The organism is Priestia sp. KCTC 13724 (genome assembly GCF_056820425.1).
In genome coordinates this window covers 157,054-172,747 of record NZ_JBXDLD010000072.1, presented here as the reverse complement: position 1 = coordinate 172,747, position 15,694 = coordinate 157,054, and the positions used below count along the sequence as shown (strand labels likewise).

Genomic DNA, 15,694 nt, shown 5'->3' with positions numbered 1-15,694 from the left:
ATAAAAAAGTATAAATAATAGAGACACCTTTTAAGTCCCGTTCATTTGTTACATAGATTGTCACAATGTTGATTAGACATTGGTAGCGGTTCACCCGTTTTTTTTGTAAACTAAACATAGGAGGTTGAGAACATGCAAACTGAACAAAGATTATTACTTGTGGACGATGAAGATCGTATTCGTCGTTTGTTAAAGATGTATTTAGAAAAAGAAGGATATACGATTGAAGAAGCTGCTGATGGCCATGAGGCTATTGAGAAAGCGTTACATATAAATTATGATCTTATTATTTTAGATTTAATGATGCCTGGAATTGATGGAATTGAAGTGTGTAAACAAATTCGTGAGAAAAAAACAACACCGATTATTATGCTAACAGCGAAGGGTGAAGAAGTAAACCGTGTTCAAGGTTTTGAAGTTGGAACGGATGACTATATTGTTAAGCCCTTCAGTCCTAGAGAAGTTGTACTGCGCGTCAAGGCCTTGTTACGACGATCTTCGTCTACACCTGTTATGGAGCCAACACCTTCGGTTAAAAATATGATTGTGTTTGACCATTTAACAATCGATAATGATGCACATCGTGTGACTGCTGATGATAAAGAAGTCAACCTAACGCCAAAAGAGTACGAATTGCTGTGCTTCTTAGCAAAAACACCGGATAAAGTGTACGACCGTGAGCAGCTTCTGAGAGAAGTTTGGCACTATGATTTCTTTGGAGATTTAAGGACGGTAGATACTCATGTCAAACGTTTGCGAGAAAAATTAAATCGCGTCTCTCCAGACGCTGCTAAAATGATTGTAACCGTTTGGGGTGTAGGGTATAAATTCGAGGTTGGAAACAGCTGATGTTTTGGCGGAGTGTTGTTGGTAAACTCTGGTTCACTATCCTATTACTGGTTACGTTTGTTTTATTTATTTTAACGGTTTTATTGCTGCAGTTCTTTGAAAATTATCATGTAGATGCCGCAGAAAAACGACTAACTAAAACTGCAGCTAAAATTTCTACTATCGTAAAGGAAACCAAAGACCAGGAGCTCGGGCTTTCAATTGCACGCGAATTAGCTGACCAAGCCAGTATCTTAATTGTACAGGGAGATAAGAAGTATTGGAACTCCACTCACCCGGAAGAAGAGAGTCGTGACACTGTCATATCGCTCATTTCTGAAGATGAAAATCTTCAAAGAGTGACCACGCATGGTGAAGTTGTACACGAAGAAATGTACATGACTGAAAATAGAGGTACTTCAGAAAGTCCCCTTATGTTTATTGTAGGCGTTCCGTTATCTGCAGATGGTCAAGGGAATGGCGGGGTTTATTTATACCAATCACTAGCTGAAATTGAAGAGCCTGCACGCTATACAACAAAGTTCATTATCTTAGCTGCGGGTATTGCCATCGTACTAACTACAATTTTTGCTTTTTTCTTATCAACTCGAATTACCGCTCCGCTTCGAAAAATGAAGCAGGCAGCTTTTGAGGTTACAAAAGGAAATTTTGAGACGAAAGTGCCAATTTTAACACACGATGAAATTGGCGAACTAGCAATTGCCCTCAATCAGATGGGAAGGCAGTTGAAATTCAACCTTAATGCTTTAAATCAAGAAAAAGAGCAGCTTTCAAGTATATTAAGTAGTATGGCGGATGGGGTTATCACATTTAGTCAAAATGGTTCGATTTTAATTACCAACCCACCTGCCAATCAGTTTTTACAAGCATGGTACTATGAGCAAAATATGAATAACCAGTCCATTCCAGAGCTTCCTTTAAAAGTGGTTCGTTTGTTCGAGAGCGTTGTTAAAAGTGAAAAAGAACAGAGCGCAGAGCTAACGATACAAGGACAGACGTGGGTTATCCTTATGTCACCACTCTATAACCAAACGAAGATTCGCGGAGCCGTTGCGGTTTTACGTGATATGTCAGAAGAGCGTAAATTAGATAAGCTCCGAAAAGATTTTATCGCCAATGTTTCACATGAGTTACGCACACCTATTTCGATGCTGCAAGGTTATAGTGAAGCGATTATTGATGACATTGCTAGCACGGAAGAAGAGAAAAAAGAAATTACCCAAGTTATTTACGATGAATCCTTAAGGATGGGGCGACTTGTTAACGAACTATTAGATTTAGCTCGAATGGAAGCAGGACATGTTCAGCTTCACGTAGCTGAAATTGAGATGGTTGAACTTGCTGAGCGAGTAGTTCGTAAATTCCAAGGAATTGCCAAAGAGCAGGATGTTATGCTGGAACTCCAAACCAATTCACAAACACAGCTCCCGGCAACCATCGATGCAGATCGGATAGAACAGGTATTGACCAACTTGATTGACAATGCGATTCGTCATACCCCTAAAGGTGGAAAAGTGACCCTTGGTATTAACAGTAACCAAACGGAAGTTCATCTTTCAGTTGAAGATACAGGTGTAGGAATACCAGAAGAAGATTTACCATTTGTTTTTGAACGATTTTATAAAGCAGATAAGGCAAGAACAAGAGGGAAATCAGGTACGGGACTCGGGCTTGCGATTGCAAAAAATATCGTAGAAGCACATCGTGGAGTCATTGTGGTAAACAGCATTTTAAATCAGGGAACAACATTTTTTATTAAGCTACCTAAACACTACTAATAAGATAAATGCTACTTGTGTTTTAAAGACCAAAGAGTAAAAGGTTAGAAAATAGTAAAATATTTTCTAACCTTTTTTACTGGAAATGTCTAGAATTTTCGAAACTGCATATAGTATATTTATGTGTCAAGAAACGCTTAGTATATAGGAGGACATGTATGCTTGATATTGTAAGGCGAATATTAGTAGTAGTCATTATGGGGATGTGTATAGGGCTATTGTTTGTTGGAGGAACAATGGCTAAAGCAGAAGCTTCTACACAGTGGAACTGGCCGACTGAAGAAGGAACGCTTACAGATGTGTTTGGCTCTCGTAACGCAAAGCATTTTGGTATTGATATTGCAGCGCCTGTGGGGACACAGGTGTATGCAGTATATAGTGGAAGAGTTACAAAGTCTTATTACTCTGATACATATGGACAAGTTGTGTTTATTAAGCAAGATAACGGATATGAAACGGTGTATGCACACTTGAATAGTCGAGATGTTACAGAAGGTGAAAGAGTTTCTATTCGTCAGGCAATTGGACAAGTAGGTAACACAGGGCGATCATCGGGTGCTCATTTGCATTTTGAGGTTCATAAGGGAACATGGAATATTAATAAAACGAATGCTATTAACCCGATTGCAAAGCTTGATCAAGGGAAATTATCAGCCTACGTAAGGGAAGATTTAGAGACTGCTGTATTTAGACAGTTGAATGAAGGGTACGTTGTAAAAAGAGGAGACACGTTATCTAAAATCGCACAAAAATATGAAATGAATGTAGACGATTTAAAAGGAAGGAATCATATGACGACCAGCGATATTTATCCAGGTCAACATCTAAAGATAACAAAATAAAAACAAGAAAGGCCTAGACCTTTCTTGTTTTTATTTTATAGTTCAATACGTTGAATTGTAACAATTTCACTTGCTTGCTTTAATGATTCAATCGTTGCGTCTTCAATAAGACGGTCGAACGTAAGCATCATAATGGCTTCTCCGCCTTTTTGTTTGCGTCCTACCTGCATTGTTGCAATGTTGATATCTAAGTCACCAAGCGCTTTACCAACATTTCCAATAACACCTGGTTGGTCTGTGTGTCGGATATATAATAAATGTCCTTCTGGATAAAAATCAATGTCGAATGAATCAATGTTAATAACGCGAGGACCATAATCTTTAATATACGTACCAGTAATAGAGAATGTGCGAGACTCTCCTTTTACAACAACTTCAATAATGTTAGCATAGCCTTGAGTGTTATCAGAAATCTTCTCACCAAACGTAATGCCTCTTTCTTTGGCAATCATTGACGCGTTTACTTCGTTGACTGAACGGTCAATACGATGAGTTAAAAATCCAGATAACAAGCTTCGTGTAATATAGGTTGTTTCTAAGTCTGCTACTGTTCCTGCGTACGTAACAGAAATATCTTGAACAGGTTCTTTCATGCATTGTGATAGAACGGCACCAAGCTGTTTCGTTAAGCTAGTAAACGGCTGGATTTTTTCAAATACGTCTTTTGAAAGCGTCGGTAAGTTAATTGACGAACTTACTGGGTTGCCTTCTAAGAAGCGTAGCACGTCATAGGCAACATCTTCTGCTACATTTAACTGCGCTTCTTTTGTTGAAGCACCTAAATGTGGTGTTGTAATAACTTGGTCAAAGTTTAAAAGTGGATTATCAGTAGGTGGTTCTACTTCAAATACGTCAATTGCAGCGCCTTGAACGTGACCAATCTCTAAATAGTGTGCAAGTGCTTCTTCATCAATAATACCGCCTCGTGCACAATTTAGTAAGTAAACGCCTTTCTTTGTTTTGGCTAACGTCTCGCGATTCAATAAACCTTTTGTATCTTTCGTTAATGGCGTATGAACAGTAATAATATCAGCTACTGCTAATAAATCATCTAACGATAAGAGGTCAACTCCTAGTTTTTCTGCACGAGATGTTGTTAAAAATGGATCATATACATGTACCGTCATGTTAAAGGCTTTCGCACGTTTTGCAAGTTCAGAGCCGATACGACCAAAACCAACAATTCCCAAATGCTTGCGATTGAGTTCCGTACCAACAAAAGCTGATCGGTTCCATTCGCGAGACTTAACGGAAATGTTCCCTTGAGGGATATGGCGAACTAAGCTAGCCATCATGGCAAAAGTATGCTCAGCTGTAGAAATAGTGTTTCCATTTGGGGCATTAATGACAACAACGCCTCGTTTAGTTGATGCTTCAATATCAATGTTATCGACACCTACACCTGCACGAGCAACAATCTTTAAATTCTTCATTTTGTCTAACAAGTCTTCTGTCACAGTCGTTGCGCTTCGAACAAGCAGTGCATCGTATGTATGCAATAAATCTTCAACTTCCGTTACTTTTTTTCTTGTTAAATTAACATTTGATGCTTCTAATAATGGAGCAAGACCTTCATTGCTAATTGAATCAGCTACTAACACTTCATACATGTATTAACATCTCCCTTTCACAACTCAAATATCTGATAATTTATCACGTTAAAAAAATTCTGTCAATTGGATTGTAGAAAAGTTCACAATTGGTAACGTTTTCATTTTTAATTTGTTACTTAATATTCGGATTTTTAGTGAAAAACTTGGTATTTTAGCGGTTTTGTTTTTGTGAAAATATTTTTAATACGTACTTTTTGGAGTTTTATATGTAAGAAAGTACGGTGAAAGAATACCTGACAATCTTTCGTTATTGCGCTGTTTTTTCATCATGAAAAAATAATGACTGAAAGAAATCGGAATTGCAGTATTTTTTGTATCAAATGATTTACTTTTAATTCAAGGTATCATATAATGTGAACATCATTAAATATTGATCTATCTTCGGGGCAGGGTGTAATTCCCGACCGGCGGTGATAAACAAATTGTTTTAAGCCCGCGAGCTCTTTAAATGTGGAGCAGGATTTGGTGTGATTCCAAAGCCGACAGTAAAGTCTGGATGGGAGAAGGTGGAGGTTCAAACGTTCAAAAACAAATGTGTTGAACGTTTATTGAATGTGCCTGCATTTTCCCTCAACAAATTTGTTGAGGTTTTTTTATGGAGTGCATGTGCAATGAACCTTTCTTCTTGGAAGAATGGATCGCAAGAAGGAGAGAGGAAAATGGAACATAGCAAGAAAACACAAAAGCTTGTTATTCTAGGGATGCTAAGCGGTTTGTCTTATGTATTAATGATGCTTAACTTCCCAATACCAGGTATACCACCGTTTTTAAAAATTGATTTTAGTGAGGTACCGGCGCTGCTTGCTGCATTAATCTTTGGTCCTGTAGCAGGTCTTATTGTCGAAGGAATTAAAAATTTGCTGCATTATCTCATTCAAGGAAGTGCAACAGGCGTCCCTGTAGGCCAATTAGCAAATTTTGTAGCAGGGCTATTGTTTATCTTACCGGTTTCTCTTATGTTTCATAAATTTAAAAATACAAAAGGTATTACAACAGGTTTAGTAGTTGGAACAGTAGTGATGTCAGTTGGAATGGCGTTTTTAAATTGCTATGTGTTCTTACCTGCATATACGCTTTTCTTACAGTCACCGGCGCTGTCAAGTGAGGAAACACGTCAGCTAGTCGTAACGGGCATTCTGCCATTTAACATGATTAAAGGAATTATTACTGGCTTAATTTTCGTTGTTTTATTTAATAAAATGAAATATTGGATTACAAAGCGAGTCGCTGTTTAAATAGAAAAAAGACCTGTACGTGGATGTACAGGTCTTTTATTGTTTTTTATTCAAATTTGTTAGAGTCGCCGTCAAACTTCTCATCTGCTACGCGGATTGAATCTGTTGGGCAACCTTCAAATGCATCCATCATATCATCTTCTAATTCTTCAGGAACTTCCACAATCCCTTGGTTATCATCTAATGTTACGAACGCAATTCCTTCATCATCGTAATCGTAAATATCTGGCGCTGCTGCTCCACATGCTCCACATGCAATACATGTATCTTTGTCAACAATTGTATATTTTGGCATAACAAGACCTCCTGTAAAGTGTTCGAAAATTTCGTGTTATATAATCTCTTTTCAACATAAGCGTGAAATTTCTCTTTACCCATTGTAAGACGATTTTTAAAACTTTTCAATAGAAAAGTCATTGATAATGCTTATCAGACAAGGGTTTGTCATGACTTATAGTGCCACTTTTTTCGTTCACCTCAATTCGTGCAATGACAAAAAGGTGCTTTCTGTTAAAGTTTTGGTAAAATGAAAAGAGAAAGGAAGTTGACGATTGTGAACTATATTCAAACCGTTATGCTATATAGTATGCAACAACTAAAAGGTGAACGAACAGTTTACGGGATTTATCATATAGTAACTGGGAAAAAATCAGCGCAAACAATTCAAGACGGTAAAATCTTTGGCTTGTCTTTTTTATTTCAATCATTTAGTTACTTGAAAAAAGAAACATTTTCTCTATACGTAAAAGAGCTTACTTCTCATCAATTCATTAAAGAAGTGGACCATCAAAAATATATGCTAACAAGCAAGGGTGAAGAGGCACTTCACCAACAATTACGTGAATGGCCTCTGCCAGCTAAGCTTAGCGGTTGGCAATTTGCGAGTAGCACACAATTATTTTTATCGAGGCTGACCTTGTTCATTCAAACAATCTCTAATCTACAGTATTTTCAAAAGGGATTTTTGCCAATCACCCAAGATCCTGAGATCATTCAATGGGTGAAAGCTTATTTATTTTCTCAGTCGTATTCAAGAGAAGAGTTGGCCAAACGCTTGTTTAATGAATTAAAATGTATTTTAACGAAATGTTCTTCTCAAAACGCTGATGTGTTTGTTCAACATCTGAGTGGATATAAGCGAATTGGTTTAACCAAAAGTCAGCTTGCTGAATATTATAAGATGAACGAACACTACGTTCATTTATTAATGATCAGCGTCGTTCATCAAATCATTGAGCAAATTAGCGAATGTCGAAGTGAATTTCCAGTTCTTCAACAATTTATACAGGACGTACATATGACTGTGCCACTAACGGCTTCAACAGTTAAAACGTACGAGTGGTTACAAAAAGGAAAATCATTAAAAGAAGTAGCTCGAATTAGACGGTTAAAAGAGAGCACCATTGAAGATCATATTGCTGAATTGGCGCTGTTTCTTCCTAATTTTACTATTGATGATTATGTAAAAGTGGAGGATCAAAAGGAAATTATGAATGCTTTTGAAGCGTTAAATACCAATCAGCTAAAAGAAATCAAAAAAAGGGTTAGTGATCACCTTACTTATTTTCAAATTCGTCTTGTATTGGCTAAGTGCGTAACGAATTAAGAAAGGAGTAAGACGATGCAGTTAGAACAGGTGCTTCAAAAGAAATTCGGCTTTTCTACTTTTCGGAACGGTCAAAAAGAAATTATAACGGACTTATTAAATAACAATCATGTTTTGGCCGTCTTGCCTACGGGAACAGGAAAGTCACTTTGTTACCAGCTCCCTGGCTATTTTTTAAAGCGGCCAATCCTTATCGTGTCCCCGTTGCTTTCCTTAATGGAAGATCAGGTTCAGCAGCTCAAAGCCAAGGGAGAAAAACGAGTTATTGCTCTTAACAGTTTTTTACGTGAAGATGAAAAGCGGCAGGCGCTTCGTTCCTTAAATAGCTATCGTTTCATTTATGCTTCTCCTGAAATCTTACAGAATCCGTATGTAGTTCAGGCTCTCAAACAAGCAAATATTGGTATGTTCGTTGTAGATGAAGCACACTGTATTTCGCAATGGGGCCATGACTTTCGGTTAGATTATTTAAACTTAGGCATGGTATGGGAAAACCTAGGGAAACCGACTTGCTTAGCGCTAACAGGTACAGCAACGAGTGAAGTGCTCAGTGATATTAAAACTTATCTACACCTTGATCAAGTCAACGAGCATTTATATTCAATGAATCGTTCAAATATTGCTATCAGCGTAGAGCATGTGCATGGTCTTGAAGAAAAAAAGAAAAAGCTACTGGAATACGTAACGAAAATTCAAAAACCAGGTATTATTTATTGCTCTAGCCGAGCGTTAACGGAGTCGTTAACGCACTACTTAAAAGAAAATGGTGTCGAAAAAGTCCAATATTACCATGGAGGAATGGAAGCTAACGATCGCATGCTCATTCAGCGACAATTTCTTGAAAATCAGCTCGACTTCATCTGCTGTACAAGTGCTTTTGGAATGGGAGTTAACAAATCGAACGTTCGTTTTGTCCTGCATTTTCAAACGCCTACGCAGCTTGAATCCTATGTTCAGGAAATTGGAAGAGGAGGCCGTGATGGCTTACCGAGCTTAGCAATTTTATTATATAGTGAAGAAGATGATGGGTCTGCACAGGCTTTGTTAGACTTAGAGCTTCCTTCTCCAGATACGCTTTTATATTGTTTGTCACAAATTCGTTCAAGCTCCAGTCCAGTTGGAGTTCGAGACGTTGAAGCCCACTTTTTATTTACAATTGGTGTTTATGAGACGCATTGGCGTTTTATTCGCCACTATTTAGAAAACATTGGTGCGATTCATGATGGAATAATTTATCCAGAACAGGTTACGGAATCTCTATATGGAGAACTGGTGGAGATTGTAAATAAACGCCTAAACGCTAAGCAGAAAAAATACCATGCAATGAAAGGGTTTATCCATACAAAAGAATGTAGAAGAAAAGCCTTAATGAGATATTTTGAAGAAGAGGGCATTTCAGAGAGGCACAATTGTTGTGATCTTTGCAGCATTGATTTAGATGAATTTAAGCAATCCGAACATGAGCGTACAGAATCTACATTTTTAGGATGGCAAGCCGAACTAGCGAGATTGCTCAAACAAGACGTTCACTCGAAAGACCATTGTTGAAATTTTAAACATAAACATTCACCTTTCTTCATACTGTTGTACTAGCCTTATAAAGGGGAGTTGAAGAAAGTGAAAGAGCTGTCTCGCTATCATGTTGATGAACCTACTCAATATATATTAGAAAGCGTTATAAATAAAAAAGAAAAGTTATCGGCTACTCAAAAATCAATGAATAAATGGAAGTGGGTATTTTTTGTATGCTTGCTGTTTGGGATAAGTTATTTATTTGTATTTACTTCGCGCTTAAACCTGATAGCTTTTAGTGACTTTATTCAATTTTTTCTCGGTGATAGTAAGCATCTTCTCTTGCTTATCATCATTTTTTCTACCTATTTTAGGATGATACAAATGCAAAAGCAATGCGATAAGGTGGAAAAAGAATTTAATGATTTGCGGTGTGAAATTATTCAAAAAAGCAAGGACATTTGGTCAACTCCAGCACAGTGGGAAAGTCGAAAAGATTTGTATGCGGCAATGAAACAAACCTACGATATTAATTTGTATCATGAAAATAAATAAGCATTCAATACATGCAATAGCCTCTTCTCACATACAAGTTGTAGTGAGGGGAGGCTTGTATTATGAGAAAGTGGTTATTATTTGTAATAGGGTGGGTATGTAGTTATTATTTCATTACAACCTCTGTATTTGAACGAGAAGGAGCTTCTCTAGATACCATTGTATTTTTTCTGGAAAATCCAGAGAATCTGTTTGCAACGGTTTTGCTCTTTTTAATTAGCTGTACGTGTCAAGCTATTTGGGTGCAGGTGTTAATTGAAAATGTGTACCGCTGGATACAAGGAACAAGGTTGCACAGAGTGGAATTTCTTGTAGCATTGCTTTCTTTAGTGGGTTGCGTAGCGTTTATTTCATTTGAATATTATGTACTATTACCAGTTATGTTGGTCTCATTCATTTACGGTATAGGTGCTGCTTCACAAAGTAAATAAAAAAGGAGTGAGCATGATTATGATTGTAGGAATTATCGGTGTGTTAGTAGTGGCTGCTATTGTTTTACTTACTTACATGGCCAAAGAGGCACAGCGTACAGTTGTCGAACAAGAACATATTGAAGTGAAGGGTGTTCCAAAGGAATGGCAGTCACTGCGTATTTTCTTTATTTCAGATATACATAAACGTACGGTTACAAAATCCTTAATTGAACAAGTAAAGGGACATATTGATTTTGTTGTTATTGGAGGAGACCTAGCGGAAAAAGGTGTCTCGCCACAACAGATTGAAGCGAATATCAAGCAGTTAAGACAGCTAGGTTCTATTTACTTTGTATGGGGAAATAACGACTATGAAATTAATCAACAGAGTCTAGCTGCTCTTTTCAAAAAGCATGAGGTAGTAGCTTTAAAAAACGAAGCAATTTGTATCGAGAAGGAAGGGGTTTTTTACAATATTGTGGGAGTTGATGACTTGTCAGAAGGGCACTTAAACATTAATCAAGCTTATAACGGTGTAAATCAACAACATTTCACACTGTTGCTTAGCCATAATCCAGATGCAGTCTTTGAAGTGGAAAAACAGCGTGTTGACTTAATGCTTAGCGGTCACACTCATGGTGGACAAATCCGTTTGCTTGGGTTTGGCCCTTATGAATTAGGTGGACTTAAAACGCATAAAGATATAGTTTACTTTGTGAGCAATGGGTATGGAACTACTTCTTTACCTCTTCGTTTGGAAGCCAAAGCCAAGGCGCATGTTCTAACAATTACTAGAGCAAACTAACTTTAAGCGTCTTTTGAACATAGCATATACAGATTTTACACAACGTGTAACTTATCCTATAATGCAAGTAATACGTTATAGTTCACGAAGAGTCGTTGGAGGTTACATATGGCTTCACAAGAAGGAAAGTATAATATTAAAGCCATCTCAAACATGGTCGGAATCCAACCCGGAACGTTGCGTGCATGGGAGCGTCGTTATAAAATATTTAACCCTGTGCGAAACGAGTCGGGTCATCGTTTGTATACAGAGGCAGATTTTAAAAAATTAAAGTGGTTAACAGATAAAGTGAGCAACGGCTTTACTATTAGTCAAGCTGTCTCATTGTTAGAAACAGAGAGCGCAAACATTCACCAAACTGCTGACCAAAGTGAAGTGGAAACACCTCAACGTTTAAAAGATCAAATTTTACATCATTTATTATCTTTTGAAGAAAGTAAAGCACAAGAACTAATCAATCATGCTTTTAGCTTATATTCCGTGGAGCAAGTAGTAATTGATATACTAGGTTCTTTATTAGTTACAGTAGGAGATATGTGGGAAAAAGGTAAGATTACAAGTGCCCATGAACACTATGCTACGCAGTTACTGAAAACAAGAATCAGCATGTTATTTTATTCTCTTCCTTCAAGTGGTTTATTACCAAAAGCCATCGCGGTGTGCGGTCCAAATGAAACGCATGAAGTAGGGCTGCTTGTTTTTACATTGTTCTTGAGAAGAAAAGGGTTTGAAGTTATTTACTTAGGGAGCAGCATTGAAGAAAGAGATATTTATCTCATTTTAAAAGAAGTGGATCCAACCTTCTTCTTTATGTCCTGTACAATGATGGAGAATGCTAAGAAAACCGTTGATTTGGCATGTGATGTGCAAGGAGAGTTTCCACATTTAAAAATTGGTCTTGGTGGCTTTGTTTTTGAAATGTTAGACGGGAAGGATAAGGAAAGAGTTTCTTCGTTTTTATTAGGTAATTCAAAAAACGAATGGAATGAATGGTTAACTGAAAAATTAGCCGAACATCATAATCAATAGGCTTGTTTTTAACTGTGTAAACCTGTAAACTCGTAAGTAAACATCACGAACCGTTTTCTAGAAGGTACATATACTGCATTATCAAACCATGTGGTTATGAGTGCAAGCGGGGAGGGACGCAAATGAGACTTGAGCGTTTAAATTATAATAAGTTAAAAGTCTTTGTCACGTACGATGATTTAAAAGAGCGAGGGCTCACAAAAGAAGATTTGTGGACTGATACATTTAAGGTTAAACAGCTGTTTCGTGAGATGATTGAGCAGGCGTCCAAAGAATTAAATTTTGAACCGACAAGCTCGCTTTCAGTAGAGATTTTTTCCCTTCAAGCTCAGGGGATGGTCGTGTTTGTGACGAAACAAGATAGTCAAGATGAAATGGAAATTATTGATGAACATGAAGATATGTACGAAGAATTTATCGAGATGCAAGTGATGTTGGATGAAAGTCACGATTTATTTTTTGAATTTCAAACGTTTGAAGACGTTATTCAATTGGCAAAACGAATTAATCAATATTATGATATTGAAACTATTCTCTATTCGTTTGAAAATCGGTTTTATGTATTAGTAGGAGAAGAAAAACTGACGATGAAAGAGATCGGGAATATTATAGCGTTGTTAGCGGAATATGGAAGTCCCTCTACAATTACGAAACATCGGGTACAGGAGTATGGAAAGCAGTTAATTCATAATCAAGCTCTTTCGTACATTGCAGATACTTTTTCATAAACTTAGAGCTAAGGTACATTCAAATGTAACAGCTCCTTTTGTTGCTGTGGGTGTTACGTAAACCTACGGCAATAAAGGGAGTTTTTTGGGATTCATCCCACGCAATTCTATAAGAAATGCTAAAAATTATGAGGATTACACAATTAATTGGAAGCGTTTTCGTTTTGTCCTACAAAATATCATAAAACTTTCATATTTCCCTTTGCATAGCAAAAGTAAGGGTGTATACTATGTCATGAAAGATGCACCAAATTAATGAATTACTAATTTTTTGATCCACTTTAGGAGGTTTACAGATGGTAGCCGACAAAATGCAAGAGAGCAAAAGCAATCGACAAGAACAGAAAAATGATGTGTTAAAATCCACTCAAACGGTCATACATAAGGCGTTGGAGAAATTGGGCTATCCTGAGGAAGTATATGAATTGTTAAAAGAACCGCTTCGCATGATGACAGTGAAAATTCCTGTCAAAATGGATGATGGTTCGGTTAAAATCTTTACAGGTTATCGCGCTCAGCATAACGATGCTGTTGGCCCCACAAAAGGTGGAATTCGCTTTCATCCAAACGTAACCGAAAAAGAAGTAAAAGCTCTTTCTATTTGGATGAGCTTGAAATGTGGAATTGTAGATTTACCTTATGGCGGGGGGAAAGGCGGAATTGTGTGTGACCCTCGTAATATGTCATTTGGAGAATTAGAAAAGTTAAGTCGTGGATATGTAAGAGCAATTAGTCAAATTGTAGGTCCAACAAAAGATATCCCAGCACCAGACGTATTTACGAATTCGCAAATTATGGCCTGGATGATGGATGAATATAGTCGAATTGATGAATTTAATTCACCAGGTTTTATCACAGGTAAACCGCTTGTATTAGGAGGTTCTCACGGACGTGAAACAGCAACAGCTAAAGGGGTTACAATCTGTATAAGAGAAGCGGCTAAAAAACGTGGAATTGATTTAAAAGGTGCAAGAGTCGTGGTGCAAGGGTTTGGAAATGCTGGAAGCTTTTTAGCGAAATTTATGCATGATGCAGGTGCTAAAATTATCGGTATTTCAGATGCATATGGTGCTTTGCATGACGAGAACGGTTTAGATATTGACTATCTATTAGATCGACGAGATAGTTTTGGTACGGTAACAAAGTTATTTAATACAACAATTAGTAACAAAGAATTATTAGAGCTGGATTGTGATATTCTTGTTCCAGCAGCAATTGAAAACCAAATTACAGAAGAAAATGCTGATAAGATTCGAGCAAGTATTGTTGTGGAAGCAGCAAATGGCCCAACTACGTTAGAAGCAACCCGTATTCTGTCTGAGCGTGGCATCTTGCTTGTGCCTGATGTATTAGCTAGTGCTGGAGGCGTTACGGTTTCTTACTTTGAATGGGTTCAAAACAACCAAGGGTATTATTGGACAGAAGAAGAAGTAGAAGAAAAGCTAGAAAAAGTAATGGTTAAATCATTCAATACTATTTACGAAACGTCGACAACGCGTAAGGTAGATATGCGCTTGGCTGCTTATATGGTAGGCGTGCGCAAAATGGCGGAAGCATCACGTTTTAGAGGCTGGATTTAATAAGTAGAAAGATTTGCGTATTTATAGAAAATCTCCTATCATAAGATAGGAGATTTTTTTGTGCGTAAAGATAATTAATTTAGTTAGTAGGAAAGAATGGAGTTGGAAAAGAGCTTGGTATAACGCTAAAGTTCGTTGGAAGTAAAGGAGTGAGCAGTTTGAAAAAAGAAACAGCAATTATTATCGGAGGGGGACCCTGTGGACTTTCTGCAGCTTTGGAATTGCAGGCGGTCGGCATCAATGCTCTTATAATTGAGAAGGGGAATATTGTAAATGCTATTTATAATTACCCTACCCATCAAACGTTTTTTAGTTCGAGTGAGAAGTTAGAGATTGGAAATGTTCCGTTTATTACAGAAAACAGAAAACCTGTGCGAAATCAAGCTCTTGCGTATTATCGTGAAGTAGTCAAACGCAAAAATCTACGAATTCACTCATTTGAACTTGTAACACATGTACACAAGAACAACCAAGGACAGTTTGTTGTCACCACCTCAAAGGGTGAATACGAAGCAGAGCATGTTATTGTTGCAACTGGCTATTATGATTCACCAAACTATATGAGCGTTCCTGGTGAAAATCTACCGAAAGTCCATCATTATTTTAAAGAGGGGCATCCATACTTTAATCAAGATGTGGTTGTCATTGGCGGAAAAAACTCTAGTGTGGATGCAGCATTGGAACTAGTAAAGGCGGACGCTCGCGTGACGGTAATTTACCGAGGATCGGAGTATTCAAAGAGCGTAAAACCTTGGATTTTACCAGAGTTTGAAGCCTTGGTTCGAAACGGCACCATCGAAATGATTTTTGATGCAGTTGTAACTCGTATTGATGAGCATACGGTAACGTATTCAAATGGAAAAGAAGAAATTACAATTCCAAACGATTTTGTCTTTGCGATGACCGGTTACCATCCAGATCATTCATTCTTAGAGAAAATGGGCATTGAGATTGATTTTGAATCAGGTCGTCCGCTGTTTGACCCTGATACAATGGAAACGAATGTGCAAGGTATTTTTATTGCGGGAGTAATTGCAGCAGGAAATAATGCAAATGAAATTTTTATTGAAAATGGGCGTTTTCATGGAAGGCAAATTGCTGAATATCTAGCAAGTAGACAACCATAAAGGTGTTGTGCCTTTATGGTTG

15 protein-coding genes and 1 riboswitch are annotated in these 15,694 nt (G+C 37.4%); of the genes, 13 read left to right on the top strand and 2 right to left on the bottom strand.

Going from position 1 to position 15,694, the window contains the following annotated elements:
• The first annotated feature begins 132 nt into the window (after positions 1–132).
• From AC1UFB_RS10870 to AC1UFB_RS10860, 3 genes are all read left to right on the top strand, one after another.
• Positions 133–849: a response regulator transcription factor gene (locus tag AC1UFB_RS10870; RefSeq protein WP_025908349.1), complete on the top strand. Its 717-nt coding sequence runs from the start codon at positions 133–135 to the stop codon at positions 847–849.
• The gene (locus tag AC1UFB_RS10865; protein ID WP_482589186.1) at positions 849–2,627 is read left to right on the top strand and encodes an ATP-binding protein; all 1,779 of its coding nucleotides are present in this window, start codon (positions 849–851) and stop codon (positions 2,625–2,627) included. Before AC1UFB_RS10870 ends, AC1UFB_RS10865 begins: the two co-directional genes overlap by 1 nt.
• A gap of 158 nt (positions 2,628–2,785) precedes the next feature.
• Positions 2,786–3,469 carry a peptidoglycan DD-metalloendopeptidase family protein gene (locus tag AC1UFB_RS10860; protein ID WP_025908351.1) on the top strand — a complete coding sequence of 228 codons (684 nt, stop codon included), beginning with the start codon at positions 2,786–2,788 and terminating at the stop codon, positions 3,467–3,469.
• A 35-nt stretch (positions 3,470–3,504) separates the two neighbouring features.
• On the opposite strand, the gene serA is transcribed toward AC1UFB_RS10860, so the two are convergent.
• A complete protein-coding gene (serA, locus tag AC1UFB_RS10855; RefSeq protein WP_061784721.1) occupies positions 3,505–5,079 on the bottom strand; it encodes a phosphoglycerate dehydrogenase in 1,575 nt (524 codons plus the stop codon).
• Between the two features lie 376 nt (positions 5,080–5,455).
• Positions 5,456–5,594, top strand: a riboswitch (FMN riboswitch).
• Positions 5,595–5,741: 147 nt separating this feature from the next.
• On the opposite strand from serA, the gene AC1UFB_RS10850 reads away from it, so the two are divergent.
• Positions 5,742–6,317, top strand: a complete 576-nt coding sequence (locus AC1UFB_RS10850; RefSeq protein WP_482589184.1) for an ECF transporter S component — start codon at positions 5,742–5,744, stop codon at positions 6,315–6,317.
• Between the two features lie 46 nt (positions 6,318–6,363).
• Here the strand turns inward: AC1UFB_RS10850 and AC1UFB_RS10845 are convergent, their stop codons facing one another.
• On the bottom strand, positions 6,364–6,612 hold the full coding sequence (locus AC1UFB_RS10845; RefSeq protein WP_025908354.1) for a ferredoxin: 249 nt from the start codon (positions 6,610–6,612) through the stop codon (positions 6,364–6,366).
• 258 nt (positions 6,613–6,870) lie between these two features.
• Here AC1UFB_RS10845 and AC1UFB_RS10840 point away from each other — a divergent pair, with 258 nt between their 5' ends.
• The 9 genes from AC1UFB_RS10840 (at position 6,871) to AC1UFB_RS10800 (ending at position 15,672) form a co-directional block, all read left to right on the top strand.
• On the top strand, positions 6,871–7,923 hold the full coding sequence (locus AC1UFB_RS10840) for a YpbB family protein (protein ID WP_025908355.1): 1,053 nt from the start codon (positions 6,871–6,873) through the stop codon (positions 7,921–7,923).
• Between the two features lie 15 nt (positions 7,924–7,938).
• The gene (locus AC1UFB_RS10835; protein WP_100346868.1) at positions 7,939–9,471 is read left to right on the top strand and encodes a RecQ family ATP-dependent DNA helicase; all 1,533 of its coding nucleotides are present in this window, start codon (positions 7,939–7,941) and stop codon (positions 9,469–9,471) included.
• Between the two features lie 69 nt (positions 9,472–9,540).
• Positions 9,541–9,990 carry a DUF2663 family protein gene (locus tag AC1UFB_RS10830; RefSeq protein ID WP_025908357.1) on the top strand — a complete coding sequence of 150 codons (450 nt, stop codon included), beginning with the start codon at positions 9,541–9,543 and terminating at the stop codon, positions 9,988–9,990.
• A 62-nt stretch (positions 9,991–10,052) separates the two neighbouring features.
• Positions 10,053–10,421 (top strand): hypothetical protein, encoded by a 369-nt coding sequence (locus AC1UFB_RS10825; RefSeq protein ID WP_100346869.1) that lies wholly within the window; start codon positions 10,053–10,055, stop codon positions 10,419–10,421.
• 19 nt (positions 10,422–10,440) lie between these two features.
• Positions 10,441–11,208, top strand: coding sequence for a metallophosphoesterase (locus AC1UFB_RS10820; RefSeq protein WP_328100963.1), 768 nt, complete (start codon positions 10,441–10,443; stop codon positions 11,206–11,208).
• A 108-nt stretch (positions 11,209–11,316) separates the two neighbouring features.
• Positions 11,317–12,237, top strand: a complete 921-nt coding sequence (locus AC1UFB_RS10815; protein WP_328100962.1) for a MerR family transcriptional regulator — start codon at positions 11,317–11,319, stop codon at positions 12,235–12,237.
• 122 nt (positions 12,238–12,359) lie between these two features.
• The gene (locus tag AC1UFB_RS10810) at positions 12,360–12,965 is read left to right on the top strand and encodes a genetic competence negative regulator (protein ID WP_061784716.1); all 606 of its coding nucleotides are present in this window, start codon (positions 12,360–12,362) and stop codon (positions 12,963–12,965) included.
• Between the two features lie 311 nt (positions 12,966–13,276).
• Positions 13,277–14,545, top strand: coding sequence for a Glu/Leu/Phe/Val family dehydrogenase (locus tag AC1UFB_RS10805; protein ID WP_175384180.1), 1,269 nt, complete (start codon positions 13,277–13,279; stop codon positions 14,543–14,545).
• A gap of 158 nt (positions 14,546–14,703) precedes the next feature.
• A complete protein-coding gene (locus AC1UFB_RS10800) occupies positions 14,704–15,672 on the top strand; it encodes a YpdA family putative bacillithiol disulfide reductase (protein ID WP_119542507.1) in 969 nt (322 codons plus the stop codon).
• Positions 15,673–15,694 lie beyond the last annotated feature (22 nt).